Genomic DNA, 25,520 nt, shown 5'->3' with positions numbered 1-25,520 from the left:
CACCTTCTGGGTGAAGCTCTCGATAAGCTTATTCTACCAGAAAGGCTTGCAGATCGGGGCCTTATCTATCTATCTCTTAGCAGCAATCGCGGATTTAGGGGAATATCAGGAAGTTCCAGTGCCATCATGGCATGGATTGCCAACTCACAGTTGGGCTAGAAAGCGGGAAATGGCAATATATAAGCTGATGTTTATTTAATAATACTACTAATTAGCAACAAACTTTCAGTAAAATATGTTATGGGATGATTAAGAGAATAAAAAAATAATGCTTGCCTTAGGTTTGTCATTTGACTATAAATCAGATCAAAGAATGCTTTTTACCATTCTTTAATGGAACAGGAAAAAGGAGGTTTACCTATGAATACACAAACACTCGCTCGAGAAGATCGGCTGACCCTATTTTCTTGGAAGCTGCTGCTGGCACGTGGCATCGCTGCCTTAGCCTTCGTCATCGTTGCACTACTCGACTTCAGTGCCACCATAACCTTACTTGTATGGTTTTTTGCCATTTACGTGTTTTTTGATGGCGGCTATTCGGCAATCCGTTTAGCGCAAAAGGGCTCTGGTACTTGCCCACGGGTGCTAATTGCCATCAAGGCCGTTGTCGGTGTTGCCGCCGGTATTGCGGTAATTGTCTTAGCAGCGCACGGCAATATGCTACCCACACTCCTGACCATATTTGCCTGGGTAGCCATCGTCGGCGTGCTCGAGGGGATATGGGTCATCCGCAACGTGCAGAACAAAGAAATGGTCCTGATCATTGGCTCTTCTGCCTACCTCGCCTTGGCCATTTGCCTGCAGGTGATCTTTGCCGTTGCTCCACAAGCTGGCTCTGGCATTTACGCCTGGATTGTTATCGGCTTCTCAGCCGCGTTCTCGGCCGCCATGCTAGGCATGAGCTGGGCGATGCGCCGCAATGCTTTGCGCACTGGTGGCAACAAATCCGCCGCGGTCGCTGCACATTAAGTTCACAACAGGATCTCCTGTTCCAACAGGTTTGGGGCAACGTGCCCAGGCACCTTGCCCCGAATTCAGCAATAGCCACCAAACGACCGACTACGAATGTTCAACAAAAATACTGAATGTGCTCTCCGCTGTTTGCTGTTCCTAGCCGAGCAAGGAATCGGTGTACCGATTCTTTGTCGCGACATTGCACATGCAGTGGGGGTATCCGAACCCTGTGTGGCCAATGTCTTACGTGTGCTGGCCAAACGTGGGGTTCTCGAGTCCCTGAAAGGCAAAGGTGGCGGCTTTGCGCTGCGCCCCGAAGCCGCGAGCTTGAGCGCCTACGACATTCTGCAAGCCGTAAGCACTGCTCCTGAAAAGCAAGTACATTGCATTCTCGGACAAAAAGAATGTTCTGACGTCCACCCCTGCCCGCTGCATGGCGCCTGGATCGAGCTCCAAGAACGCCAAAACGACCTGCTCAAGGGTTTTTGTCTGGAGCGCCTGATCCCGTCTTGAGGGGTTAGAGAGTAGTAGTCAAACGTTAAACAAAAAATTCAGTACGTCGCCGTCGTGAACGACATATTCCTTGCCCTCGGCGCGCAGTTTTCCGGCCTCTTTGGCACCGGCTTCGCCGCGGTAGCGAATATAATCGTGGTAAGAGATCGTCTGCGCACGAATGAATCCGCGCTCGAAGTCACTATGGATGACGCCTGCCGCTTGCGGTGCTGTGGCGCCCACGGGGATGGTCCAGGCGCGCACCTCTTTTTCCCCGGCAGTGAAGTAGGTCTGCAAGCCCAAAAGCTGATAAGCGGCGCGGATAATGCGGTTGAGTCCTGCTTCTTCCAGGCCAAGGTCCTGCAAAAATGCCAACTGCTCCTCCGGCTCCAGCTCTGTCAGCTCGGATTCGATGGCAGCACAGACGGGTACCACCTTCGCGCCTCGCTCGCTCGCCCATTCTTCCAGAGGGGCTCGCCAAGGACCATCCTCCAGTTCGCTTTCGGCCACATTGGCAATGACCATGAGGGGCTTCAGAGTCAGCAAAAAAAGGCCGCGCAGGTACTGGCGTTCTTCTGCTGTAAGAGAGGCGCTCTGCGCCGGCTTGCCGGCGTCCAGGTGCGGCTGCAACTTGGTCATGGCGGCCAGCTCAGCGATTGCCTCCTTGTTACCCCCCTTGGCCTGTCGGGCGGCACGCGCCTGCGCCTTTTCCAGACTGGCGAGGTCAGCGAGTACCAACTCGGTCATAACCGTTTCGAGGTCAGCCACCGGGTCGATTTTTCCATTCACGTGCACCACATTGGCATCGACAAAACAGCGCGTCACCAGGGCGACGGCGTCGGTCTCGCGAATATGGGCAAGAAACTGATTACCCAGCCCTTCTCCCTGCGCCGCACCGGCCACCAACCCGGCAATATCGACAAATTCCACCATTGCTGGAACCACCTTTTGCGGGTGAACGATCTCGGACAATGCCTGTAGGCGAGAGTCAGGTACGCTGACCAGACCGACATTCGGTTCGATCGTGCAGAAAGGATAATTTTCTGCGGCGATTCCCGCTTTGGTTATGGCATTGAAAAGGGTGGATTTGCCAACGTTGGGTAGACCAACAATGCCGCAGGCCAGACTCATGGGGGGCTCCTATTCGCTGTGTAGGGTCTTCATGGCGGCTTCCTGCCGCCCAGCAAGAAAATCATCAAGAACGCTCATACTGCGTTCAATGGCTGCATGGATTTCCGCTTCTTCCGCAGAACTCGGGCGTGCAAGCACGTAACCTACCACGCGATCCTTGTGGCCGGGATGGCCAATACCAATGCGCAGACGCCAGTAGTCGCGCGTACCCAGGGCGCGATCAAGATCGCGTAGACCATTATGCCCACCGTGACCACCGGCCCACTTGAAGCGTGCCACGCCGGCGGGCAGATCCAGCTCGTCGTGCACAACAAGAACGCGCGCGGGAGGAACCCGATAAAAAGCGGCGGCGGCCTGCACCGGCCCACCCGAACGATTCATAAAATCCTGCGGCTGAAGCAGGAGAAGATCATGCCCCGGTCCCGGTATTCGTGCTAGTTCAGTCTTCCAGGGCTTCTCCAGGCGCCAGGGCACATTGTGGCGCCGTGCCAACTCCTGTACAAAGCAAAAACCCGCGTTGTGGCGGGTTTTTGCATAGTCCGGCCCGGGGTTGCCCAGGCCAGCGATCAGCCAGTCCATGGAAGGTATTACTCCTCGGTGGCGCCTTCTTCTGCCGCAGGACCGTGCGGGGCGTGGATGGAGACTACTTCCTTGTCATCGCCGTGCTTGAGCGCGACCAGCACCACACCCGCCGGCACCTTCAGGCTCGACAAATGGATACTGGCACCAGCCTGCAATTCGGCCACATCCACTTCGATGGCTTCAGGAAGCTTGCCAACTGGACCCTGAATCTCGATTTCCGTCAGGGCACGGTGCAGCAAGCCACCGCCCATCTTCACACCCACTGCCGAATGCTCATTCAGCAGATGCACAGGGACACTCAGAGTTACCAGCTCTCCCTGGTGTACGCGCATAAAATCCACATGCAAGATTTCATCCTTATAGGGATGCATCTGTAGATCGCGGATGAGCACACTCTCCTTGTGGCCGTCCAGTTTCAAGGTAACGACATTGCTGTATGCCTGCTCGTTAGCCAAGAATTTATAGGCTTCAAAAACATCCAGGCTAATAGACTCAGCTGGCTTGCCATCCCCGTAGACCACCGCCGGGACCCGTCCGGCACGGCGCATGCGCCGACTATTACGACGCCCTTCTTCACTACGCTTCTCGGCGGCGAGGACAAAATGTGCTTCGGTCATTGTTGCTACTCCTTCTATTGCGTTATCACGAGCGGGGCGAGGGACGACCGTGCCTTTCTCCCCTAAATGAGGCGCAAACTATACGAGGATCAATGCCCTGGCGCAAGGCAGCCCAGCGGAACTCATCAGCAAAGAGAGCAATGGTAATCCCTTCAGCTCGAATGATCTGAAGAGCACGCCGCATACGTATCCCCCGTACCGAGGGCTTCGGCTTGCGCGGCGGGCACACCCACCTCGCGTGCGGCCTGAGTCATCATGCGCCGGTAATAGTAGCGCGCCAGTGTCGGATCCTTGGCTACCCCCAGACCCTTTTCATAGGCGAGGCCGAGGTCGAAGTCGGCCTTACCTTCACCCAGGTCAGAGGCGACTCGATACCAATGCAGGGCCTGGCTCCAACTTTTGGGCACTGTGCGTTCCTGCTTACAGATGGGCGGGGCGTAGAGGGTGCCGAGATAAAATGCCGCCTCACCGTGGCCGTCTTGCGCCGCCTGCTGCAACTGTGCCAGAGCCTGGGGGTCCTGCTCTGCCCGGTTGCGCAACGCTTCCCAGTCCTGCGCACAGGCGGGCAGCGCCAATAACAATCCTACAACAGCAGCGGCCAGGATGGACTTTTTCATGCGCCAGCATGTTCCCGAGTAGCATGGAAGGTAATTTCCGGCCAGCGTTCCATGGTCAGGTCCAAGTTCACCCGCGAAGGTGCCAGGTAGGCAAGACGATTGCCGGCATCCTCGGCGAGATGCTCTTCCAGCTTGCGAGTGAATTCCGCCAGGCGTTTGACGTCCGCACAGTCCACCCAGCGCGCCGTCTGCACATTCACTGGCTCAAAGCTGGCCTCGACGGCGTACTCGGTCTTGAGGCGCTCGGCCACCACGTCAAACTGCAAGACACCGACCGCGCCGAGGATGAGATCACCGCCCTGCAAAGGCCGAAAGACCTGAGTCGCACCCTCCTCCGCCAGCTGTTGCAAGCCCTTCTGTAACTGCTTGGCCTTGAGGGGGTTGCGCAGGCGCACACGGCGGAATAGTTCGGGGGCAAAATAGGGGATGCCGGTAAATTGCAGGTCCTCGCCCATGCTGAAGCTATCGCCAATCTGGATGCTGCCGTGGTTGTGCAGGCCGATAATGTCGCCGGCATAGGCGTCTTCCACCAGCTCGCGCTCGCGGGCGAGAAAGGTGATCGGGTTGTGGATCTGGATTTCACGCCCCAGGCGCAGGTGGCGCACGCGCATGCCACGCTGAAAGTGACCGGAACAAATCCTCAGGAAAGCGACGCGATCACGATGCTGCGGGTCCATGTTGGCCTGGATCTTGAACACGAAGCCAGAAAAACGCTCTTCGTCAGGCTCGACACTCCGGCTGGTAGTCGGGCGCGGCAGAGGTCCCGGTGCCCAGTCGATCAGGGCCTGGAGCAGTTCGCGCACACCAAAGTTGTTGATGGCCGAACCAAAAAACACGGGGGTCTGTCGCCCGGCCAGAAACTCTTCCAAATCGAAGGGATTGGCGGCCGCACGCAGCAGTTCAACCTCAGCGCGCAAGTCCGCCATTTCATCGGGAAAACGCTTGTCCAGCTCGGGATTATCGAGCCCGGATATCACCTCAAAATCCTGCTCACGGCTCTCCTGCCCGGGGGCAAAGACCAACATCTCGTCGCGCAGCAGGTGGTACACACCGCGAAACCGCTTGCCCATTCCTACCGGCCAGGTAACCGGCGCACAGGCGATGCCCAGCACCGATTCCACTTCATCCATCAGCTCTGTGGGATCGCGGCTCTCGCGGTCGAACTTGTTCATAAAGGTGATGATGGGGGTATCGCGCAGGCGGCAAACCTCGAGCAACTTAATGGTCTGTGCCTCGACGCCATTGGCGGCATCAATCACCATCAGCGCCGAGTCCACCGCCGTCAGCACCCGGTAGGTGTCTTCGGAGAAGTCCTGATGGCCCGGGGTGTCGAGCAGATTGATCACATGCCCGGCGTAGTCGAACTGCATCACCGAGCTAGCCACCGAGATGCCACGGCTCTTTTCGATGGCCATCCAGTCGCTGGTGGCATGGCGACTGCTCTTGCGCGCCTTGACCGTACCCGCCATTTGGATGGCTCCACCAAAGAGCAGCAGCTTTTCGGTAAGGGTGGTCTTGCCAGCATCCGGGTGGGAAATGATGGCAAAGGTGCGACGACGACGAATCTCGTCTAGGCTTTGGGGGCGCGCGAGCGCCTCGGCATTTTCCGACATCTCAATCAACTCTCAGACAGCGTGGGGAGGGACTGGCTTAGCGCCAGGGAGAGTACCAAGGCGTCCTCGCGTCCCTCTTTGTTGCGATAATACTGCAAACGCACGCCAATTTCATGGAAACCCGCCTGATGATAGAGCTCTTGTGCGCCACGGTTGGAAACGCGGACTTCGAGAAAGGCGCGTTCGGCACCCAACTGCCGCGCACGGGTAAGTAACTGATGGAGCATTTCCCGCCCATGCCCACGACGCCGATACGCGGGGTCGACACCGAGATTGAGGATGTGTGCCTCAGCCGCGCCGACGGAGAGCACACCAAAACTCAGTAGTTGATCACCGTCTGCACCCACCCAAGCGTCATAACCGGCGAGCAAGCAATCGCGAAAGATCCCACGCGTCCAGGGTCCGGGCGAAATCTCTGCCTCAAGGGTGGCAACCGCGTCAAGGTCGTCAGTGCTCATGATGCGTAAAACCACTATTTTCCCTCCACGACCAAAGAGGGCCGAAGGTAATGCGGCTCCAGCGCCTCGGGGGCAATGCCCGGATCGCCCGCGGCGGCGCGCAGCTGGGCAATTTGCAAGACCTGCGCCGCTTGTGGATACCGATCGCCTTGCCAGTCTTGAACGCCGGGCCAATGCCGGCCATAGGCGGTCCAGCCCGTCCCCAGGCCCAGCCATGGCCCTTCCGTTGGCGGCCAGCACAGGGATTCCGGTCGACAGACCTGCTCTGGCGCCAATAGTTGCGGAACCCCCAGGGCGTTAGGGCGAAAGGCCGCAGCGTAGACTTCGCCCTTGCGCGCATCAAAGGCGGCCAACACCGGCTTGCCAGATGCCCCGGCCGCCAGCGCTTGCAGACTCGACACCGGATACAGCGGCTTTCCCGTCGCGATGGCCAGCCCCTGCATAGTGCTGATCCCCAGGCGCACGGCGGTAAAGCCCCCCGGCCCCACACCGCAAGCCAAGCCATCTATTTGCTCGAGGCGCAGACCTGCTTGGGTCAGGAGCCCATCAATCATCGGCAAAAGCAGATCACTGTGCCGATTGGGAGCCACAACCAAGTCCTGCCAGATGCGCTCACCATCACCTACAGCCACAGAACAGGCCTCGGTCGCCGTGTCGATGGCTAGCCAAGTTTTTTTCACGTGCGCTTCTGCCAAAACTCTTGTACCTCTGCCAGATCGCTACTCTGGTGCATGGGCGGTAGACTCTGCAAGAAGATACGCCCATAACCCTTACTGCGCAGGCGCGGATCACAAAGCATCAACACCCCGCGATCCTGTTCCGAGCGAATCAAGCGCCCGGCACCCTGACAGAGGGCGATGACGGCTTGGGGGATCTGCAAATCGCGAAACGGCTCACCACCCTGTTCGCGAATCCGCTGCATCCGCGCCTGGAGCACCGGATCGCCAGGGCTAGCAAAGGGGAGTTTGTCGATAATGACAGTCGACAGCGCCTCGCCTTGCACGTCAATGCCCTCCCAAAAGCTCGCCGCCCCCAGTAACACGGCATCACCCTCCGCGCGAAAACGCTCCAGCAAACGCGCCCGCGGCGCTTGCCCTTGCACTAATAAAGGATAGCGCAGGCGGCTGGACAGGATCGCTGCGGCCTCCTGCAAGGCGCGATGGCTGGTAAAGAGAAAAAAAGCGCGCCCCGCGCTCGCCTCGAGTACCGGAATGGCTGCCTCTAGGCAGGCACGGGTGTAGGTCGGGCTGCTCGGCTCAGGGAGACCGGCAGGCAGATAAAGGAGGGCTTGCCGCGCATAATCAAAGGGTGCTGCTGCCAGAAAATCCTGGCTGTCATGCACGCCAAAGAGTTTACGTGTTTGCGAAAAATCGCCACCAATACGCAGGGTGGCACTCGTGAGCAAGACCGCGCTGTATTGCGAAAACAGATGTTTTTGTAGAGTCTCGGCGGGGTCGAGGGGAGTGGCATGAAGCAATAGACCACGCCCGCGCCTTTCACACCAGCGTACTTCCTGCTCTGCGAGGCCAGGGGCGGCAAAATGCGCCAGCACCGTCTGCAATTCTGCGCCACGCCGGCTGCACTGCTCCAGCCCCTTGCCTCGCACGGCTACGGTGCGCAACTGCTCCTGCAATGGTTCGGCACAGCGCAAAATCTCGCGAAACTGCTGTGCTACTCGCGAGTCGTCGTCGGGACGCCACTCCTGCCGCCCTTCCCCGGCACTTTCCTGCCAGCTATGCACCGCGCGTTCCCAGGTCTGGATAGCGGCGCGCAGCTCGGCATCGTCGGCGGCCTCCACCAGCGCCGCAACACGGCTGTCGCGCCCCCATTCTGCCAGGCGATGGGCGCTCAGATGTTGGCCGAAGAACTGCGCTGTCAGTTCTGGTAACTGGTGCGCCTCGTCCACAATCAGGGCGTCGGCATTGGGCAACAGATCACCTTTGCCTTCTGCCTTCAGCGCCAGGTCGGAAAGCAAGAGATGGTGATTGACGACAATCAGCTCTGCCTCGTGCGCTTGCCGTCGCGCGTCCAACACCGGGCAACGGGACTGCTCGGGGCATTCCGCACCAAGGCAGTTGTCGCGCGTAGAAGTCACCAGCGGCCAGACAGCAGAGTCTTCGGCTACGCCACGTAGCTCGGCAATGTCGCCCTCGCGCGTAGTGGCGGCCCAGTCTGCTACCCGCAGCAAGTCGCGCTGGATGGGTCCGGCCACACCATCACGCAGGCTCTCCTGCAAGCGATAGGGGCATAGATAATTGCTGCGCCCCTTGAGACGCATCACCCGCGCCGAATTGGGCCAGGCCCGATGCAGCAAAGGAAGGTCTTTGTCGATAAGCTGATCTTGCAAGGCACGGCTGCCGGTGGAGACAATCACCTGCCGTCCAGACAACAGCGCTGGGAGCAGGTAGGCAAAGCTTTTCCCCGTCCCGGTACCGGCCTCGATCAGTGCCACTCCTCCATCCGCCAGGACAATAGCCACCCGCGCGGCCATCTCTTGCTGCTGCGCACGCACGCGAAAGCCGGGCAGCAACGCTGCCAATGGGCTCGTAGCGCCCAGTATTTCTTGCCATTCGCCACACGCAATAGCGACGCTCATTTACTGACCTGCACAATGACTCGACAAGGAAAACGCCGCACATTACCCTGCCACACATGTATAAACGTCGCGCCCACGTGGTCTTTTTGCACGAGCAACGCCCGGAAATTGCCGCCTGCGCTGTCGCGCTGGCCGAGCAGTCCGGCGGAGAATGGCTGGAAGCGCGACATGAATACCTAGATCAAAATTGGCCTGATTTGTTGATCCTATTGGATGGACGCGAGCCAGACAAGCTAGACATTCCCCAACACACGCGCGGCAAGGCCTGGCCACTAGGTACAGATTGGGAGGCGGAGCTTCAGCAACGCATTGGGGGGATGATCGGTGGCTTCCGGCTACTTGCGCGCTTAGATGATAGTAAGGCGCCTTTGAGCTGATTGGGCTGTCCCAGCACGGGCAACTTTCTACGCTAGGTTGTGCGCTACGGTCCAGCCGAGAATCGACTATGCGCTACAAAGCCTGACCGCGCTCTCATCCAGCTGCGGCCCCAGAATTGCTACACTCCACCAGCAAAAACGAGTCATCGCAAAACTAAGGGAGGCAACCGCATCATGTCTGTTCAACTCGAACAGCGGTATACGCGTTTCGATAAATCGTTTCCGAGTAGTCTCAAGCAAAACCTCGCCTGGACGCTCTTTCTCACGGTGGGTGCCCTCGGTATTTGGGTTGTTTTCCGCGCCCAATTCTGGATGTGGCAGTTCATCATCCTTGGCATGTGGTACAGCGGGCTGTTGTGGTTTGGCCTGAAATGGCCACACTTTCGCCTATTTACCTTGGCCGTTCTCACTATCGCTGGCATTGGCGTAGGCATCTACGGCCTCGGTTATAACGACACCAATAGCCTGATCATGCGCTACTTTTTGCATAGTAACGCGATGTTCGACTGGATGAGCGTCGCCATTCTGCTTAGCGCTGGCGGCTATTACGCGTATCTGTTTCGGGGTAGCGAGGTCGGCGGTCGCTGGGGCCAGCGTTTCGCCTGGGCGGCGGCTGCCCTAGGCTTTGCCGGGCTCGCCATTCGCTGGCGCGAGACCTACATTGGTCACCCCAGTTGGGGGCACATCCCCGTCAGCGATATCTACGACGTCATGGCGCTGTTCTGCGCCATGACCATCCTTTTTTATTTGTATTATGAAGAGGATACCCAGAGTCGCGGTCTGGGCGCCTTTGTCCTGCCACTGGTGTTGATCGCCGACATCTTCATGTTCTGGGTCGGAGCAGCCTACCATCTCGACCACATCGCGCCACTGATTCCGGCATTGCAGAGCTTCTGGATGAAGATCCACGTGCCATCCATGTTTGTCGCCTACGCAAATTTCTACATTTCCGCCATGGCCGGGCTCGCCTATCTGCTCAAGGAGCGCGCTATACAACATGGCGGGTTTTTGCGTGATCGCTTGCCCAGTCTAGAGATTCTCGAACGCAGCTACTCGGGAACGATTGCTTTCGGTTTTCTATTTTTTACCGCCGGCACCATTCTCGGGGCGGTCTGGGCGGCCAAAGCTTGGGGAGGTTTCTGGTCTTGGGATCCAAAGGAGACCTGGGCCTTGATCGTCTGGTTAAACTACGCGGGCTTTTTGCACGCCCGTAGCCAGAAAAACTGGCATGGCCGACCGATGGCCTGGTGGGCCCTAATCAGTCTCATCGTCGTCACCTTCTGTTTCATTGGTGTCAATCTCTTTCTGGGCGGCCTGCATTCCTACGGCAAGCTCTGAACTAGAAACAAAAAAAACGGCGGGCGCAATATCGTCGCCCCGCCATTTTTTCGCCCACGTTCAGGATATACTGATGCCGTGCGGTAAACGACGCGCGCCGTCAAAACGTTCTGCCCAATAAGGATCACTAAGGCTCGCCACCTGGACGCCAGTGGAAGGCGTTTGGGCGCTGACGAAATGTCCATGGCCAATGTAAATACCGACATGCGAAAAGGCTCGGTGCATGGTGTTGAAAAAGACGAGGTCCCCTGGCTTTAGATCCCGACGCGGGATGGCCGGCAGGCTGGCTGCTTGTGCATAAGAAGTGCGGGGCACTAGGATATCGAACTTGGCCAGAATGTACTTCACAAAGCCACTACAATCGAAACCTGTGCTCGGGCTGGCTCCACCCCATACATACGGCGCACCAATGAAATGCAAGGCGGCCGAGACAAGCCCATGCGGCGAGAGCCAACTAGTAGTAGAAGATTCTGCTGTTGCATCCTGGGCAGCAAGGGCAACATCGTTGCGTAGTTCCGTTCGGGCATTATCTCCAGCAGCGAAATCCCCATTCTGCTGCAGGGCTTCGAGTGGATGGCTCGCCCAATAATAGGCTTGACTCGCAAGCATCTGCAGGGCAACGCCCAGCGTCCCACCGGGGTGAGATGGCACGGCATTTTCTGCCATAGAGGTCACGGCCACCGCCTCGCCCACTTTCACGACAGGGGCGGCAGCGGCCGGAGCGTTCTCTGCCACTTTGGCGAGAATCAGGGAGGCGTTAATGAATTGCGCGGAGTCCACCGGCTGCACTTGCACAGGGACAGGTCGCGAGAAGGAATAATGCGGCAACGGGCTGGCCTGCGGCGCGGCTCCCACCCCCGCAAAAGGTACGGGGGAGAGATGCATCAGTTGCAGAGCGCTCGGAGCCAGACTATCAAAACTGGCAGGCTGATAGTCAACATCGTCTGCAGAAGGGCTTTCTACTTTGCGCTGCCGGTGGACGACTGGCGCAATGGCGTGCTTGAACCGGCGGTGCCGGTGAACCAGGTGCGTCGCTCGGTGATGGGAAGCAACCGCGCGGGCGTGCTTACCATGCTCATAATGGCGCAGCGCGGTATGCGCTTGCGCCATGACACTACCCGAAAAAAACACCGCCAGTGTTACCGCCACCCCGACCAGACTTCTTCGCATCACGTTCCTCCAAACGCTCTGGAAGCGTCGCTGCATGGGTTCTATCCCAAGAACCGCAGGCAGAGACACACCCCCCACCAAAACAAAGGCCGCCTTACGACTGTACGACCGGCGCTACGTACTCGCCACAGGCGCGAGTGCCAAACTGCGATTGATCGGCTTGTTCGGTTTATTAGCCATAACTAACACGAATACCCCATAACGCCTATTTGGGAATCTAGGCGAAAATGTTCCATTGCGCAAGCTTTTGTTAGGCGCTTGTAACAGGAGGAAAACTTTTTATTGGTCCAAATCTTGCTTACCTTAAGAGAATGCGTTCTTCAGGAGGTGTAATGTGGCTGCGAGCAAACTTTCCTGGGCCATACCTGGACAGAATTCCCCATGGATTCTCAGGGGTTGGCGTAACGTCTGGATAGGTGTGGCGCTCGCCCTCCTGGCTCTGACCTTCGTCCCAGGCGTTGCCCATGCCCAGGAAGGCACAGCTCGGCACAAGCTGTGGTCGAAGTTGGGACACAGCCATTGGATCGCGCAAGGCAGCGGCACGCGCATACTTTATGTGATCTTCGACCCTAATTGCCCCTACTGTCACGTGCTCATCGACGAACTGCAAAGCCAGATTCAACCCTTGCACTTGCAGGTGCGCTATATTCTCGTGGGCTTTCTCGCCCCAAGCAGCAGCGGCAAGGCCGCCTACATTCTACAGGCGAAAGATCCACTCGCGGCCATTCTGGAGAATGAAAAAAAATTCAACATGGCGCACTTTGGTGGTGTGCCGGAGACACTGGGTGATGAAAAAACCGATAAGATTCTGGAAGGGAACCTCGCTTTATTGAACAAGGCAGGGAAGCAGTTGGTACCCACCATGATTTATCGCGAGGAGGACGGCTCACTCCAAATCGTTCAGGGGGCGCTTAATAGTAGCAACCTGCGCGACGCCCTCAAGGAAATCCCTCTGCACCCGAAAGCCTTGCCAGGAAAATAGCGCCAACGTATTCTCCGCGAAAGGGAATTTGCGGGGGAATCATGCGGGTACGGGTAGCCGCCATCCAAATGGCGATAGCGGAGGGACGCGATGAGAACATCGCCAAGGCTGAGCACTGGGTCCGCCAAGCGGCGGCGGCGGGGGCCCAAGTCATCCTCTTGCAGGAGCTATTCAGCACCCCGTATTTTTGCAAAGACCAAAACGTCGATTTCTTCGCTCTTGCCCGCACCCGCGAAGAAGACCCAGCCCTCTTGCGCATGCAAGAGCTGGCGGCAGAGCTTGGCGTGGTGCTCCCGGTAAGTTTCTTTGAGCGCGCCGGCAATGCTCACTTCAATAGCCTTGTCACCTTTGACGCCGATGGCAAGGACTTAGGGCTTTATCGCAAGGCGCATATCCCCGATGGTCCAGGCTATCAAGAAAAATTCTACTTTAGCCCTGGTGATACCGGCTTTCGTGTATTCCCCACTCGATATGGCCGACTCGGCGTCGCCATCTGCTGGGATCAGTGGTTCCCGGAGACCGCGCGCGTGCTTGCGTTGCAGGGCGCGGAGATCTTGCTCTACCCAACCGCCATTGGCTCGGAACCGCTGGCACCCGAGATCAACAGTCGCGGCCACTGGACCCGTACCATGCAAGGCCACGCTGCGGCCAACGTCCTGCCGGTGATTGCTGCCAACCGGATTGGCAAAGAGGATGGTGAGAGCGCGAGCATCACCTTCTATGGTGGATCTTTTATCACCGATGGCACGGGTGAACTCCTTGCTCAAGCCGATCTGGAAGAGGGATTTGTTTCCGCGGATCTGGACCTGGATGCCATCGCGCGCCAGCGTATCGACTGGGGTCTCTTCCGCGACCGACGCCCCGACCTCTACGGCCCTATTTGCAGTTTTGATGGACAAGCAAACCAATAAGCTCTGATTTCCTTACATAGGAGAGAAAACATGCGCATGATCAACGCCTATACCAATACCATATTCAACAACTACTTTCGTTTCGACGGGCGCATGGCGCGCGCCGAGTTCTGGTGGTTCACACTTTGCAATTTCCTCATCATTTTTGCTTTTGTCATTTTGGCAGGTATTTTTGGTGCATTTGCCGCAGGGGAGCACTCGTTATTCAGCAGCTTCGTCATCCTGATCTACGCTCTGTATATGTTAGCGATCTTATTACCCAGTTTAGGGGCACAAGCGAGACGCTTGCATGATGTCGATCTTTCCGCTTGGCTTCTCCTGTTAAATCTCATCCCTTATATCGGCGCCATCGCGTTAACGATCATCTACATCTTCCCCGCCAAGACGGGCGGCGCAAAGTACGGCCCCTATCACGACAGCCTGGCGTACTAGCTAATTTAGGACGCGACGTCGGTTCTGCAACCAGGCAAAGAGCGCTGGCAATAGCGAGAGGAAGATGATCAAAAGCAGGAACGGCGTGAGATACGCCTTTACCCAAGGCAGACGGCCGAGGAAGTAGCCAGCGAAGAGCAGGCCACCAACCCAGAGAAAGGCGCCGACAACGTTAAAAGCAGTAAAACGTGCCCAGGACATGCGTGCGATACCGGCGACAAAGGGCACGAAGGTGCGAATGATGGGCAGGAAGCGGCCAATGATGATGGCCTTACCGCCATGCTTGCGGTAAAACGCCTCCGTCATGGCCAAATGCGCGGGCTGCAGACGCCACCGGCCTGAGAATAGACCCGGGCCAAAGCGCCGACCGATGACATAATTCAGCGCATCCCCCAGCACCGCGGCAAGCACCAAAGACGGAACCAAAATCACCAGCGACATATGCCCAGCGCCCGCGAGCGTTCCACAAACAAACAGCATAGAGTCGCCAGGCAATATCGGCATCACCACCAGCCCAGTCTCGGCAAATAGAATGAGGAAGAGCCCCAAATACACCCAGGCTCCATATTCTTGCAGAAATAGAGCCAGCCATTGATCGAAGTGCAGGAGCACCTGCAACAGATGCAACATCAGGAATCGTCGCGATAGCGCTCGTAATGGCGCAGAAAAAGGCTCTCCAATTCGACAATCGCCGCGTCTACGGGCAGCCCCCCCACGGCATGTTTGGACATCACCGAGGCCGTGTCATTGAGCATAATTTTGGCATCAAGCATGTGATACGACTCACGTAAACGCTTGATCGCTCCGACCACGGTCTCCTCTTCTCGCGCCGGGATCTGCAACGGCTCCAGCAGCGGCGCACTGGCACCAGCAGCAGCTTCTTTCTTGCGACTGAGAAGAAATTCGGAGAAGGTAAGCAGTTGATCGCGCTGGGTATCATCCAGTTTGCGACTTGCCCGCAACAGACGGCGCTCATAGGCATTCATGATTTGTCTGCCGGCGCGACATTCAGGGCAAAGACCCGCGGCTTGCGCCGCTCGGACATCAACGATAACTCACGTACCAGCGCTACCAGGACCTGATCCGTGGTTTTCTGCATCTCGGGCCAAAGCTCTCGCGCTTGGGTGAGTAGTTCACCAATATTGTCTGGCGTTTCCCGATCCTCTTCCATGAGGATGTCCTCGATCAGCCCAGGCTTCATCTCGGGGCGGAAGAGCAAGGCCATCGCACCCCCATCTTCCGAACGAAAGGCAATCCAGCGCCCGTCATCATCCACCACCAACGGTTGAATATGCGCGGGCAATTTGGCGCTGCCGGTAGACCAGACGATGACCTGCCGACCGTCCACCGCCTGCGCCAAGGGATCATCGCGCCCCGCTTCCGTCGCATGGGCAGTGGTAAAGTAAACATTGTGAAAAGGCTCGAGCGAGAGCTCGGCGCCCTCGTATTGCGCCAACAACAATGCCCCCAAGCCTAGCCCGATTACCGGTCGATTTGCCTTACGAAATGCAGAGATCGTCTGCAATTCCTGCTCCAGCCAAGGGTATTTTTCCGTCTCCAGCGGTGACATCGGACCACCCAGCAGGAAGAGGGCATCGAAAGTCAGGGCACTACTGGGCAATTCCTGACTGAGAAAAACGCGAAAATAACTAAATCCGATATCGCGCTTTTCCAGCTGACTTTCAATGATGCCTAAAAACTCGGAATAACTGTGTTGTACAACGGCAAAATGCTTCATGAACGGACTACCCCGCGTTGCTTTGGCAAGGTAAGAAAATCCCTGGCACAACGCTCTTTGGAAAATTCCAGAAATTCATCCATCACCAGACTGCGGAATTTCTGTTTTTGATAGACGAAAAAGTACGGCCTAGCCAGCGGCGGATTGAGGGGGCGGGCAACGATCGAACCTAGCGCCAGCTCTTTGAGTACCGTTGCCTCGGAGACCACGGCAATGCCAAGACCGCCCTCCACCGCGCCTTTGACGGCCTCCGGGCTGCCCAGTTCCATAGTGACGTGGAGATCTTGGGGATCGACACCCTCCTGACTCAGATATTCCACCGTTACCTCGCGGGTACCGGACCCCTCTTCCCGCGACACAAAGGGATAGTCGAGCAACTCCCGCGGTAGGACCGCCGGGTGTTCGCCCAGCACGTGATCGGCGGGAGCAATAACAATCATATTGTCCATACAGCATTTCAAGGTAGCCAAGCTCTTGTTGGTGACCACCCCCTCGACCAGGCCGAGATCAATACTGTTGTCTTCAATCATGTGCACGATCTTATCGGTATTGCCAACATGCAAGCGCACTTGCACGTCGGGGTATTTCATTTTGAAATCCCCCAAGACCCGAGGCAGCATATATTCTGCGATGGTGGTACTGGCGCCAATGAGCAAGTGACCACGCAGATCACCAGTCATCTCGCCAACCCGGTTGGACATTTCCGAATATAGCGATAGAATCCGTTCTGAATATTCGTACACCACCATGCCCGCTTCCGTAAGGCTGATGCGGTTATGGGTACGATCGAAAAGGCGCGTGTTGAACTGCTCTTCCAGTTGCTTGACCTGGAAGGTCACCGCCGGTTGCGTCATGTGCAAGGTGTCTGCCGCCTTGGTGAAGCTTAACAAACGCGCCACCGTGTGAAAGACCTGCAATCTTCTATCTGCCATAGTTTTCCCGTCGCTCGCGACTTTGCCAGAGTTTAGGGGTAATATTAGAGCGGTTCAACATATTTGCTTGGAGATAGCCCGTGCCGAAAGCCTGGGAGAAGCTCGACCTCAAAGGCGAAGGGCTACAAAGCGTGCAAATCCGCCTGCAACAACTACAGAAAAAGACTTCTACCGCTTACTTGAGCTGGTTGGGTTTCTGCCTCGGTCTACATCGCTTCTATCTGCAACGCCCACTGGCTTGGGCCTATCCCATGGCCAGCCTGATCGTCGCCATCCTTGCCCTGACCCTGCCCTGGCCCTTTCCCTTGGGATTTGGAATCTTGATGCTGCTTTTCGCCTTACTGGACCTGCGCCATCTTGGGGGCTGGGTGAGCTCGTTCAACCGCGAGCAACGCAAAGCTGCTTGGTTTGCACAGCAGACCCCGGCCGCGCCCAAGGGCTTCGCGGGACGTCCGGAAAATCTAGACCAAGGCCAGCAATGGGAAAAAGAGCTGCACGAATATAAAAACATCAAGGAAAGCGAGCGCGCTGGTCATCCGGCAGAACAAGGCGCGGCGAAAAAGGGCTTTACTGCGGGTAGCCGACGCATGTCTTTTGCCGAACAGGAAAAGCTGTTGGCGGAAATCAGCCGCAAAGAAAAGCAGAACGACGAGTAAGGGTGATTTTTCCCGAATCCCGCGATTGGCCTGAGGGGATAGGCAGGTTGCCCCCAATCAGCCAGGGTTTTTGGTAGAATTAAGCTTGTCGAGAGCATCACCCACCGCGCACACCGCCGCGTTTTTTGTGGACGGGGGAAAGCTGCCAGGTCAGCAGTAACGGGATCGGCAGCCTGATCAACCCCGTCAGCGGTTGCGCATGAAATCGGCGGTGCGCTGCAAGGCGCCCTGAAGATGGGCGTAGAGCTCGGGGCTCATCTCCTGCTCGTCCATGGACCGCAGCATGCAGGCCATCCACTGATCGCGGGCCGTATCGTCTACGGGGAATGAGGCGTGCCGCGCCCGTAGACGGGGGTGACCAAACTTTTGCACATAGAGGTCCGGGCCCCCCAGCCAACCCGACAAAAACAGGAAGAGTTTTTCCTTGGAACCACTCAGGTCAGCAGGATGTAGGGCGCGCAGCGGCTCCTGCCAATCGGCCTCGCTGTCCATGAGGTCATAGAAGCGATTGACCAGGCGCCGCACGCCCTCCTCGCCACCCAAAAGGCTGTAGGGGCTGATATTGGGGTCTAGGATCAGGGGGTCAGTCACGTCAGCACACTCCGCAGGGATACTCCGGGCGGATTGTAGCACCGGGCAGCACTGCATGGCCCAGACCAGGGAGAACCCTTACACTGAAGGCCCGCTTGAGCCAGCCATGCGGCACCTATGAACCCACACCCTAGCAGCTCCCCCTCTTCACGCCCCGCAACGAGGGAGACAGCATCCCACACCTTCACCGTGCATGTGCAGCCAGGGGCGCGCAGCAGTGGCTGGGTCGGCTGGAAAGACGCAATCTTCCACTTGCGCATCCACGCCCCGCCTCGGGAAGGCGCCGCCAATGCCGCCACCATAGTGTTTCTCGCCGAACAACTCGGGGTAGCCAAATCCAGTTTGCACCTGTTGCGGGGCGAAAAAAGCCGACAAAAGACCTTCCGGGTAGATGGGCTATCCGCCACCGAAGTGCAGGCGCGCCTCCCGCCGGCTCAAGAGCCCTCAGCACAGCCGTAGCCAGCCCGCCAGTAATGGTCACGAAGCCATATTGCCGCGGTATATGCCCTGAGCCAGTACAAGAAGGATCAAAAAATCGAACGGGCGCTGGGGCGCTAGGTGCCCGACGCGCCAAACCGTTTCAATCGCCGCTGGGCAGAGGGCCAGCAGCGGTCTGCAGGAAGTTGAGTAAGCCCACCTTGTCGATGAGGGCTATCTGGGTTTCCAGCCAGTCGATGTGTTCTTCCGTCTGCTCCTGGATACCCACCAGCACCTCCCGCGAAACATAATCCTTGACCGACTCGCAGTAGTGAATGGCCTCCACATAATGGGCGTGGCCGGTCTGCTCCAAGCTGAGATCACAGCGCAGACACTCTGCAGCATCCTCGCCAATCAGGAGCTTGTTCAGATCCTGCAGGTTGGGCAGCCCCTCCAAGAACAAAATGCGCTCAATGAGTTTGTCGGCATGGTGCATCTCTTCGATGGACTCGGCATATTCATGCTTGCCCAGGGCGTAAAAGCCCCAATTCTTGTACATGCGCGCGTGCAAAAAATACTGATTGATGGCGGTCAGCTCAATAGCCAAGGCCTTGTTGAGTAACTGAATGACTTTTTTATCCCCTTTCATGACCTTCTCCTTTTTCCTTCTGGGTGGATGCGATGGCGCACTACGCCACTTTATGTAAGGGTAGCACCTTGCCCGATGGTCGGTGCGCGTGGGCGAGTTCATCGTGCAAAATGTCGCGGGCGCAACGGGCACAACGACCACACTGTGCCCCAACCCCCAAGCCCTCCCGCAGCGCGCGCAGGGTATGGGCGCCCTCGCGCACCGCCTGCCGCAGTTCTGATTCTGACACCGCCGCACACACACAAACGTACATGGGATACTCCTCCATCGCCTTGAGCGTAACGGTAATGATAATGATTGCTGTTGTCAACTCAGTAGAGTGTCGTCATCCACACCGGCGGCAATCAAGCGGAACTGCTCCAACGCCGCCTCCAGGTCGTCCACGATCTCCGCCGCAATCAACTCCGGCGCGGGCAGTTTGTCGGCGTCGGAGAACGAGTCGTCTTTGAGCCAGAACAGATCCAGGCTGGCCTTGTCGCGGGCGATCAGCTCGGCGTAGTCATAGGCGCGCCAGCGGCCGGTGGGGATTTCTGGCGACCAGGTGGGGCGGCGCTCGTGACGGTTGGCGGGGTGGTAGCAGGCCACAAATTCATCCAGATCGGCGCGCTGCAGCGGGGCGGTCTTGAGGGTGAAGTGCTGGTTGGTGCGCAGGTCGTAGATCCAGAGCTGCTTGGTCCACGGCGTTTCGCTGGCGGGCTTCTTGTCGAAGAACAGCACGTTGGCCTTCACACCTTGGGCGTAGAACAGGCCGGTGGGCAGGCGCAGCAGGGTGTGCACGTCGCACTCGGCGAGCAGTTTGCGGCGGATGGTCTCGCCGGCGCCGCCTTCAAACAGCACGTTGTCGGGCACCACCACGGCGGCGCGGCCCTGCTGCTTGAGCAGGGTTTTGACGTGCTGCACGAAGTTGAGCTGCTTGTTGGAGGTGGTGGTCCAGAAATCGTTGCGCTCCACGCTGTCGCGCTCGCGGCTGGCGCGGCCTTCTTCGCCGACGATGGTGGTACTGCTCTTCTTGCCGAAGGGCGGATTGGTGAGGATGAGGTCGAAGCGCTCGCCGGGGTCAGCGGCCAGCGCGTCACCCACCACAATGGGCTCAAAGTCCTGGCTGCCGATGCCGTGCAGCAGCAGGTTCATGGCGCAGAGTCGCGCCGTGGCCTGCACCAGCTCCCAGCCCTTGAAGGTTTCTTCCTTGAGCTGGCGGCGCTGCTCTTTGGTGAGGTGCGGGTGCTGCTGCACCACCTGGTCGTGGGCGGCGAGCAGAAAGCCGCCGGTGCCGCAGGCCGGGTCGCTCACCGTCTCGCCGGGCTGCGGCGCCATCACCTCGACGATGGCCGCGATCAGCGCGCGCGGCGTGAAGTACTGCCCGGCGCCGCTCTTGGTGTCCTGCGCGTTCTTCTCCAGCAGACCCTCGTAGGCGTCGCCCTTCACATCGGCGCTCATGGACACCCACTGTTCCTTGTCGATCAGGTCCACCACCAGCCGCCGCAGCTTGGCCGGGTCCTGAAACTTGTTCTGCGACTTGGCGAAGATCAGCCCCAACAGGCCGCGCTCGTAGCCCAGCATGGTCAGGGTGTGGCGGTAGTGATCGAAGAGCGCGTCGCCATCCTTGCGCAGCAGCACCGCCCAGCCGTATTCCGCGGGCACCGGGCTGGGCTGGTTGTACGGCGCGCGCGTGCGCTCATCGGCCATTTTCAGGAACAGCAAGTAGGTGAGCTGCTCGACATAGTCGCCATAGGACATGCCGTCGTCGCGCAGCACGTTGCAGTAGTTCCAGAGCTTTTGGACGATGGTGGCGGTGTTCATTTCATACTCCAAAGGGCCTTGATCGGCACCGCAAATAAATTTTCTCCAAACCGCGCCATGCTCTCGCCGTCGTATAGCACCACACCGCCCACGAAGCGCGAGCCACTCGCGTCCCTGAGTTTGCGCAAGCCTCTAAAATCCGACTCGGTGACCGTCGCCGCCGCCTTCAACGAAGCGAACAACTCCGGCACTTGCTGAACCTCATCCAGAACCACCCTGGCAGGAAGGTCTGCCACAATGCCCGTCCAATTGAAACATTTATATCCGTCCGATTGAAACGTTTATACCTGCTAAAGTTGCGCAACGGCCTCCAGCATCGCATTTTCCGGCCATATCCACTTGCCGCGCACCGGGCAGCAACTGTACGAAGCGCATCGCATCGCGTCGTGGCAGAACATCACGCGCCGTCGCCGGTCCAGGGTGAACAGATGGCCGCGCTAGTAGCCCAGCATGGTCAGGGTGTGGCGGTAGTGATCGAAGAGCGCGTCGCGGTCGAGAAAGTCATCCTCCAGCAGACGACTTTCTACTTTCCATTCAGACACCTGAGTCATTATATCAGATCAAGCAAACCAAGTTTTGCTTAAATGATAAAATAAAAGAAACTGCAGTTTGCTTGATTGTACCCCCAGTGCACAATGCCAAGCCCCGATGGAACGCCCATGATAGAGAGGATTGCTCAAGCCTTAGCATGAGCATGAGCATGAGCATGAGCATGAGCATGAGCATCATCTTGCACTAGTATGAGGCTTGGGCCATATTAGACATAGTAATGGTCAGGAGTCGGTCAAAAGATGTCATTAGATAGGTTTTTGGCACGGAGACGTGAGCGCATAGTAGGCCGACTCGCCTTCTTCATCTAAACCCTGAATTAACCGAGAGATAAATGAACAAAAAAACACTATATGGTATTTTTTTAAGCCAGGGATTTTGGACTTTTATTGGAGTAATAATAACAGCAGGTTGCACCATCTACCCTTTATACAAATCAAATGAAACAGAGGTTTCAGGAGAATTGGTGGTGCAACCCGTGCTGGCCACCCCTCTTATTCCTTCTGCAAAACTAAATCCAGAATTAAGCAGGCACATAAATCTTAAATACATGAACAATAAAGTAAACCCATCGCACTTACAGATTTTAGTATACAACATTGAAAACGAATCACACAGGATAATAACTCCAAATGATTTTTACAATCCAATAAAAATTGTCGCTCTTGGTGGCAGAAAAATAATAAACGCAACCATCAATCCAGAGAGTAATAGGCCGCAAATTATACCAAACGTAGTAAACGAATCTGAAGTGGTAATACCGCCGACCCTTCTTAACCCTAGGGACAGCATCTCTGTTACCATCGTCATGATTAGCAAACACAAAGTCCCAATTATAAGCGACCCTTATTCTAATAACGAATCCAGCCTGCGGTGGACAGCCGCAATCAAAGGAGAAAACCTAGTACTTTACCGCCCAAAAGGCCCAAGCAAAACCCTAGAGAAACTTGACCTCTCAGTTTATATTTATCACTCTGGATATGCAGTTATAGCGCTTTTTTTGCTAGGTTCACTACTATCTTTTGCACAGATTTTTAGATTTTTCATTTCTAAATATGTTTATAAAAAGTTCATTTTTTCATCACTCGAATTAACGCTCAGGGTGGCATCATCATGGGCCGCATCAGAATCAATTGTTTCATTGTTTGACATGCCGAATGAAGCTACAATTGGCTACCTCTCAATTGTTTCCTTTGTCTTTCTTATTATTTCACCTTCATTTATTTCTATTTGGCATTTCATTCTCAAGAAAATATCAGACAACACGCAGCCAAAAAAATAGGCCAGAAAATTCTGTCAGGACAGATTAACGCACATATATTCTGTTAGAATATCCCCTCTAAAAATCACGTCTACTTTATATATACACACTTACCTTCAATCTTTTACCATGCTAATAGACTTCTTATCCGGCTATATTTCCAACTAAAATAATTCTCACGAAAGCGCAGATCTTGCCGATAATTAATTTTTGTCTACTGTTCTCGCTGTGAAGCCCCCTGCGGAGCAGATCCTTCGAAGGGTGGCTTATCCCGGTAAAGGCCACCTAGCAAATAGCGGTGCCGACGCTAGAGGTCTGGGCTGACCTCAACGAGTTCGGGGGTCATAGAGCGACTTCGGACAAGGTATGGGGAACAAGCAGCATGCCGGAAAAAGCAGCGGATAGAACAGACTGCCGCAGGCGCTCGGCGCGTTGGAGGTTTGTATCCACCTGGGCCTCGGTATCGTTCAGCAGCGAGAGGCGGCGGTCGGTTTCGGCGGCGATACGGTGTTGCTCGGCCACCGGAGGAATTGGAACGGGCAAGCGAGAAACTTTACCTGTGCTCAATGTGTGCAGCCCCGATGTTGAACTCGACACCTGCTCAATATGATTGCGCCCACTCGGCGACAGCAGCCAATTCATAGCAAAACTCGGCAGAAACGAATCGCCGAAACGAACTTTTATGATGTGGTTCTGGTGAACGCAGTTTGGAATCGAGCCATCCCACAGCGCGACCCTTCCGATCTGATCTGGACTGCCATTCCCTTCGACGACAAGCAGATCGTTATGTTGCAGCAGTAGCTTTTCTAACTCGCTTTCTGCTACGCCGATGCTCTCAATATCATCCAGCCGAAGTTCATTGGCATACACATTGGCAACGCGCAGATATGGAAGTTTGTTTGGAAGCGTTTCACGTTTCGGGTTCTTGGTCAGGCCGCTGATAACCAGAGCAGTCTGATCCACATTCGCCCACACCCACCCCTCCGGCAACTCAGGCAGACTGGTAGTGTCAGGGGCGGCGGGTTCTTTGTATTTGCCACGGCCGTTCCACTGGGTGCGGCGGGTTTGGAGGATCCGGTCGAGGAGTTGGGCGCCGGTTTCGTAGCTGCGGCCCTCGCGGCGGGCGCGGGTGGCTTCAGTTTCGACTAAGCGGCCTTCGACGGCGGCTTTGAGGACGGCGGCTTTGTAGCGTTTGAGGTTGGCCTTGACGCGCTGCAGGCTGGCAACGGCTTGGTCGAGACGGGAGAATTGTTTTTCGATTTCCGCGACGATGCGTTTTTGTTGGTCGAGGGGCGCAACTGGAATCTTGCACTCCTTGAGGTAGCCCGTAGGCACGCGCCGCTGACCGACCGCACCCGTCATGTTCCGCTCGGCCTCACCGCGAAATGTCTGGCTCGAAACGTAGTAGTAGAGGTACTTGGCATCCATGCCCGACTTGGGGCGGAGCACATGAAACTCAGTGGAGCCGAACCCGAAGCCATTCACCAGCTTGGGCACAACGGCCATCTTGCCGTTTTCCATACAAGGGGTGATCTTGGCAAAAAGCACGTCACCTTCCAGGAAAGCGGTAAATCCTTTCTTCACTTCACCAGCAGGTCGAGTTTCTTCGACATGAATTGATCCGTCGGCTGCGCCAACAGCGGGCATCGGAACGAAAGAGACTGGCAGGTCATCAGGAATTGAGGCTTTGTCGATGCGAGGATTCACGTCGGCGATTTCCTCGATAGTTATTTCTGTCCAACCTATAGGGTGGGGTAGCGCAGCGCAACCCACCATTTCCTGTTGGCGAGTTATGGCCGCCGGTCCCGACAGATCTTCCACGCTGACCGGAATCGTCGGCTCGTCCGCCCGCTCTCTGACCAGCCTGGCCAGTTCCTGGTCGTCGAGCCGTTCCAACTCGGCCTCGTCGGCACTCGCAGTTGGTTTCGCCTTACTCACCCATACACCTCGTCATGGCTGCCGATATCCACCAGCAGGATTTCGTGCTCGGTGATCTGCAGGGTGAGGATGATGCGATAGCTGTGGGTCAGGCGCACCGCCTGCAAGCCCTGGAGCTTTCCGCCAAGGGGGTGCAGACGCAGGCCGGGTTGGAAGGGGTCGGCAGCGAGCTGAGCCAGGGTTTCGGCAAAACGAAGGCGCAGGTCGGGGTGCCGGGACAGGAACTTGCGGGCACTGCGGTCGAAAAAGCCGGTCGTGGACAGGGTCCAGTTCATGCCGCTGGTTCACGGTCCAGGTGCTGCAACAGGGCTTCGACGCTAGCGTGGCGGGTGACGCGGCCGGCCTTGGCATCCTCCAGCGAGACCTTGATGCGTGCAAGAGCGGCTTCCGCCTGCGCCTCGACGAGTTCGCGGTAGCTTTCTTCGGTCAGCACCACATACTGCGGGCGGTTGTTCTTGATGATGTGCACGGGGCCTTGGGTCAGGGCTTCATCCACGGCGGCCATGCCACGGCGCTTGATTTCCTGGGCGGGGACGAGGTTCATGTCGGTCTCTCATACGGGTTCATGTACCGATTAAAGCACTTTGCAAAGTACCGAACAAGCGGGCTTGCACGGCACACCCGAGTTCGACAGTTCAACGGCAAAAATCGTCAAATTCGTAATGCCACCCCAGCATTCATAGGGGTTTCAGCGCCTATTTTCGAAAACGTCTGTGGTG

General features: G+C 56.9%; 32 protein-coding genes. 11 read left to right on the top strand and 21 right to left on the bottom strand.

Annotated features, from left to right (window positions below; translation table 11 throughout):
• The 3 genes from AB4090_RS13690 to AB4090_RS13680 form a co-directional block, all read left to right on the top strand.
• Positions 1-199: hypothetical protein (locus AB4090_RS13690; protein WP_369574449.1), on the top strand; the 199-nt coding region annotated here is incomplete at its 5' end.
• Positions 200-360: 161 nt separating this feature from the next.
• Positions 361-969, top strand: a complete 609-nt coding sequence (locus AB4090_RS13685) for a hypothetical protein (protein ID WP_369574448.1) — start codon at positions 361-363, stop codon at positions 967-969.
• Positions 970-1,065: 96 nt separating this feature from the next.
• A complete protein-coding gene (locus tag AB4090_RS13680) occupies positions 1,066-1,467 on the top strand; it encodes an Rrf2 family transcriptional regulator (protein ID WP_369574447.1) in 402 nt (133 codons plus the stop codon).
• An 18-nt stretch (positions 1,468-1,485) separates the two neighbouring features.
• On the opposite strand, the gene ychF is transcribed toward AB4090_RS13680, so the two are convergent.
• The 8 genes from ychF to AB4090_RS13640 form a co-directional block, all read right to left on the bottom strand.
• Positions 1,486-2,577 (bottom strand): redox-regulated ATPase YchF, encoded by a 1,092-nt coding sequence (ychF, locus tag AB4090_RS13675; RefSeq protein WP_369574446.1) that lies wholly within the window; start codon positions 2,575-2,577, stop codon positions 1,486-1,488.
• Between the two features lie 9 nt (positions 2,578-2,586).
• Positions 2,587-3,156, bottom strand: coding sequence for an aminoacyl-tRNA hydrolase (gene pth, locus AB4090_RS13670; protein ID WP_369574445.1), 570 nt, complete (start codon positions 3,154-3,156; stop codon positions 2,587-2,589).
• Positions 3,157-3,164: 8 nt separating this feature from the next.
• Positions 3,165-3,776, bottom strand: a complete 612-nt coding sequence (locus tag AB4090_RS13665; RefSeq protein WP_369574444.1) for a 50S ribosomal protein L25/general stress protein Ctc — start codon at positions 3,774-3,776, stop codon at positions 3,165-3,167.
• Between the two features lie 152 nt (positions 3,777-3,928).
• The gene (locus AB4090_RS13660) at positions 3,929-4,393 is read right to left on the bottom strand and encodes a tetratricopeptide repeat protein (protein ID WP_369574443.1); all 465 of its coding nucleotides are present in this window, start codon (positions 4,391-4,393) and stop codon (positions 3,929-3,931) included.
• Positions 4,390-6,006, bottom strand: a complete 1,617-nt coding sequence (locus tag AB4090_RS13655) for a peptide chain release factor 3 (protein ID WP_369574442.1) — start codon at positions 6,004-6,006, stop codon at positions 4,390-4,392. Before AB4090_RS13655 ends, AB4090_RS13660 begins: the two co-directional genes overlap by 4 nt.
• Positions 6,007-6,011: 5 nt before the next feature.
• Positions 6,012-6,464 (bottom strand): ribosomal protein S18-alanine N-acetyltransferase, encoded by a 453-nt coding sequence (gene rimI / locus AB4090_RS13650; RefSeq protein WP_369574441.1) that lies wholly within the window; start codon positions 6,462-6,464, stop codon positions 6,012-6,014.
• Between the two features lie 14 nt (positions 6,465-6,478).
• Complete coding sequence (gene tsaB / locus AB4090_RS13645; RefSeq protein WP_369574440.1) at positions 6,479-7,144, bottom strand: tRNA (adenosine(37)-N6)-threonylcarbamoyltransferase complex dimerization subunit type 1 TsaB; 666 nt, start codon at positions 7,142-7,144, stop codon at positions 6,479-6,481.
• Complete coding sequence (locus AB4090_RS13640; RefSeq protein ID WP_369574439.1) at positions 7,141-9,060, bottom strand: ATP-dependent DNA helicase; 1,920 nt, start codon at positions 9,058-9,060, stop codon at positions 7,141-7,143. The genes tsaB and AB4090_RS13640 overlap by 4 nt, the downstream gene beginning before the upstream one ends.
• 56 nt (positions 9,061-9,116) lie before the next feature.
• Between AB4090_RS13640 and AB4090_RS13635 the strand changes: the two genes are divergently transcribed.
• Together AB4090_RS13635 and ccsB are read left to right on the top strand one after the other, a co-directional pair.
• Positions 9,117-9,437, top strand: coding sequence for a hypothetical protein (locus tag AB4090_RS13635; protein ID WP_369574438.1), 321 nt, complete (start codon positions 9,117-9,119; stop codon positions 9,435-9,437).
• A gap of 174 nt (positions 9,438-9,611) precedes the next feature.
• Positions 9,612-10,775, top strand: coding sequence for a c-type cytochrome biogenesis protein CcsB (gene ccsB / locus AB4090_RS13630; protein WP_369574437.1), 1,164 nt, complete (start codon positions 9,612-9,614; stop codon positions 10,773-10,775).
• 60 nt (positions 10,776-10,835) lie between these two features.
• Here the strand turns inward: ccsB and AB4090_RS13625 are convergent, their stop codons facing one another.
• Complete coding sequence (locus AB4090_RS13625; protein ID WP_369574436.1) at positions 10,836-11,945, bottom strand: C40 family peptidase; 1,110 nt, start codon at positions 11,943-11,945, stop codon at positions 10,836-10,838.
• A 334-nt stretch (positions 11,946-12,279) separates the two neighbouring features.
• On the opposite strand from AB4090_RS13625, the gene AB4090_RS13620 reads away from it, so the two are divergent.
• Genes AB4090_RS13620 through AB4090_RS13610 form a run of 3 tightly spaced genes read left to right on the top strand, consistent with a single transcriptional unit; the run spans position 12,280 to position 14,270 of the window.
• On the top strand, positions 12,280-12,927 hold the full coding sequence (locus tag AB4090_RS13620) for a thioredoxin fold domain-containing protein (protein ID WP_369574435.1): 648 nt from the start codon (positions 12,280-12,282) through the stop codon (positions 12,925-12,927).
• A 38-nt stretch (positions 12,928-12,965) separates the two neighbouring features.
• The gene (gene aguB, locus AB4090_RS13615; protein ID WP_369574450.1) at positions 12,966-13,838 is read left to right on the top strand and encodes an N-carbamoylputrescine amidase; all 873 of its coding nucleotides are present in this window, start codon (positions 12,966-12,968) and stop codon (positions 13,836-13,838) included.
• A gap of 30 nt (positions 13,839-13,868) precedes the next feature.
• The gene (locus AB4090_RS13610) at positions 13,869-14,270 is read left to right on the top strand and encodes a DUF805 domain-containing protein (RefSeq protein WP_369574434.1); all 402 of its coding nucleotides are present in this window, start codon (positions 13,869-13,871) and stop codon (positions 14,268-14,270) included.
• Here AB4090_RS13610 and AB4090_RS13605 read toward each other — a convergent pair whose 3' ends face one another.
• From AB4090_RS13605 to AB4090_RS13590, 4 genes are read right to left on the bottom strand one after another with little or no spacing between them, the layout of a single operon-like run.
• Positions 14,271-14,900, bottom strand: a complete 630-nt coding sequence (locus tag AB4090_RS13605; RefSeq protein ID WP_369574433.1) for a VTT domain-containing protein — start codon at positions 14,898-14,900, stop codon at positions 14,271-14,273. It abuts the gene before it with no gap.
• Positions 14,900-15,256 carry a hypothetical protein gene (locus tag AB4090_RS13600; RefSeq protein WP_369574432.1) on the bottom strand — a complete coding sequence of 119 codons (357 nt, stop codon included), beginning with the start codon at positions 15,254-15,256 and terminating at the stop codon, positions 14,900-14,902. Before AB4090_RS13600 ends, AB4090_RS13605 begins: the two co-directional genes overlap by 1 nt.
• Entirely contained in the window at positions 15,253-16,008 is a 756-nt protein-coding gene (locus tag AB4090_RS13595) for a GMP synthase (protein ID WP_369574431.1), read from the bottom strand. Before AB4090_RS13595 ends, AB4090_RS13600 begins: the two co-directional genes overlap by 4 nt.
• A complete protein-coding gene (locus AB4090_RS13590) occupies positions 16,005-16,940 on the bottom strand; it encodes a LysR family transcriptional regulator (RefSeq protein WP_369574430.1) in 936 nt (311 codons plus the stop codon). The genes AB4090_RS13595 and AB4090_RS13590 overlap by 4 nt, the downstream gene beginning before the upstream one ends.
• A gap of 80 nt (positions 16,941-17,020) precedes the next feature.
• On the opposite strand from AB4090_RS13590, the gene AB4090_RS13585 reads away from it, so the two are divergent.
• Positions 17,021-17,596, top strand: coding sequence for a TM2 domain-containing protein (locus tag AB4090_RS13585; RefSeq protein WP_369574429.1), 576 nt, complete (start codon positions 17,021-17,023; stop codon positions 17,594-17,596).
• 186 nt (positions 17,597-17,782) lie between these two features.
• On the opposite strand, the gene AB4090_RS13580 is transcribed toward AB4090_RS13585, so the two are convergent.
• Positions 17,783-18,187: a group II truncated hemoglobin gene (locus AB4090_RS13580; protein WP_369574428.1), complete on the bottom strand. Its 405-nt coding sequence runs from the start codon at positions 18,185-18,187 to the stop codon at positions 17,783-17,785.
• Between the two features lie 189 nt (positions 18,188-18,376).
• Between AB4090_RS13580 and AB4090_RS13575 the strand changes: the two genes are divergently transcribed.
• Positions 18,377-18,646, top strand: coding sequence for a DUF167 domain-containing protein (locus AB4090_RS13575; protein WP_369574427.1), 270 nt, complete (start codon positions 18,377-18,379; stop codon positions 18,644-18,646).
• Positions 18,647-18,767: 121 nt separating this feature from the next.
• Here the strand turns inward: AB4090_RS13575 and bfr are convergent, their stop codons facing one another.
• The 4 genes from bfr to AB4090_RS13555 are packed head-to-tail and all read right to left on the bottom strand — an operon-like array spanning position 18,768 to position 21,268.
• Positions 18,768-19,253: a bacterioferritin gene (gene bfr, locus AB4090_RS13570; protein WP_369574426.1), complete on the bottom strand. Its 486-nt coding sequence runs from the start codon at positions 19,251-19,253 to the stop codon at positions 18,768-18,770.
• Between the two features lie 40 nt (positions 19,254-19,293).
• Positions 19,294-19,506: a bacterioferritin-associated ferredoxin gene (locus AB4090_RS13565; protein ID WP_369574425.1), complete on the bottom strand. Its 213-nt coding sequence runs from the start codon at positions 19,504-19,506 to the stop codon at positions 19,294-19,296.
• A 53-nt stretch (positions 19,507-19,559) separates the two neighbouring features.
• Positions 19,560-21,053: an N-6 DNA methylase gene (locus AB4090_RS13560; RefSeq protein ID WP_369574424.1), complete on the bottom strand. Its 1,494-nt coding sequence runs from the start codon at positions 21,051-21,053 to the stop codon at positions 19,560-19,562.
• Positions 21,050-21,268 (bottom strand): hypothetical protein, encoded by a 219-nt coding sequence (locus tag AB4090_RS13555; RefSeq protein ID WP_369574423.1) that lies wholly within the window; start codon positions 21,266-21,268, stop codon positions 21,050-21,052. The genes AB4090_RS13560 and AB4090_RS13555 overlap by 4 nt, the downstream gene beginning before the upstream one ends.
• Positions 21,269-21,936: 668 nt before the next feature.
• Here AB4090_RS13555 and AB4090_RS13550 point away from each other — a divergent pair.
• The gene (locus AB4090_RS13550; RefSeq protein WP_369574422.1) at positions 21,937-22,884 is read left to right on the top strand and encodes a hypothetical protein; all 948 of its coding nucleotides are present in this window, start codon (positions 21,937-21,939) and stop codon (positions 22,882-22,884) included.
• A 321-nt stretch (positions 22,885-23,205) separates the two neighbouring features.
• Here AB4090_RS13550 and AB4090_RS13545 read toward each other — a convergent pair whose 3' ends face one another.
• Genes AB4090_RS13545 through AB4090_RS13535 form a run of 3 tightly spaced genes read right to left on the bottom strand, consistent with a single transcriptional unit; the run spans position 23,206 to position 25,345 of the window.
• Complete coding sequence (locus AB4090_RS13545; RefSeq protein WP_369574421.1) at positions 23,206-24,801, bottom strand: restriction endonuclease subunit S; 1,596 nt, start codon at positions 24,799-24,801, stop codon at positions 23,206-23,208.
• Positions 24,798-25,076, bottom strand: a complete 279-nt coding sequence (locus AB4090_RS13540) for a type II toxin-antitoxin system YafQ family toxin (RefSeq protein ID WP_369574420.1) — start codon at positions 25,074-25,076, stop codon at positions 24,798-24,800. The genes AB4090_RS13545 and AB4090_RS13540 overlap by 4 nt, the downstream gene beginning before the upstream one ends.
• A complete protein-coding gene (locus tag AB4090_RS13535) occupies positions 25,073-25,345 on the bottom strand; it encodes a hypothetical protein (RefSeq protein ID WP_369574419.1) in 273 nt (90 codons plus the stop codon). The genes AB4090_RS13540 and AB4090_RS13535 overlap by 4 nt, the downstream gene beginning before the upstream one ends.
• Between the last annotated feature and the right edge of the window lie 175 nt (positions 25,346-25,520).

It is taken from the genome of Acidithiobacillus sp. IBUN Pt1247-S3, assembly GCF_041146875.1.
Lineage (GTDB): Bacteria > Pseudomonadota > Gammaproteobacteria > Acidithiobacillales > Acidithiobacillaceae > Igneacidithiobacillus.
Note: the sequence above shows the minus strand (reverse complement) of the source record. Positions and strands in the feature narration are given on the sequence as shown.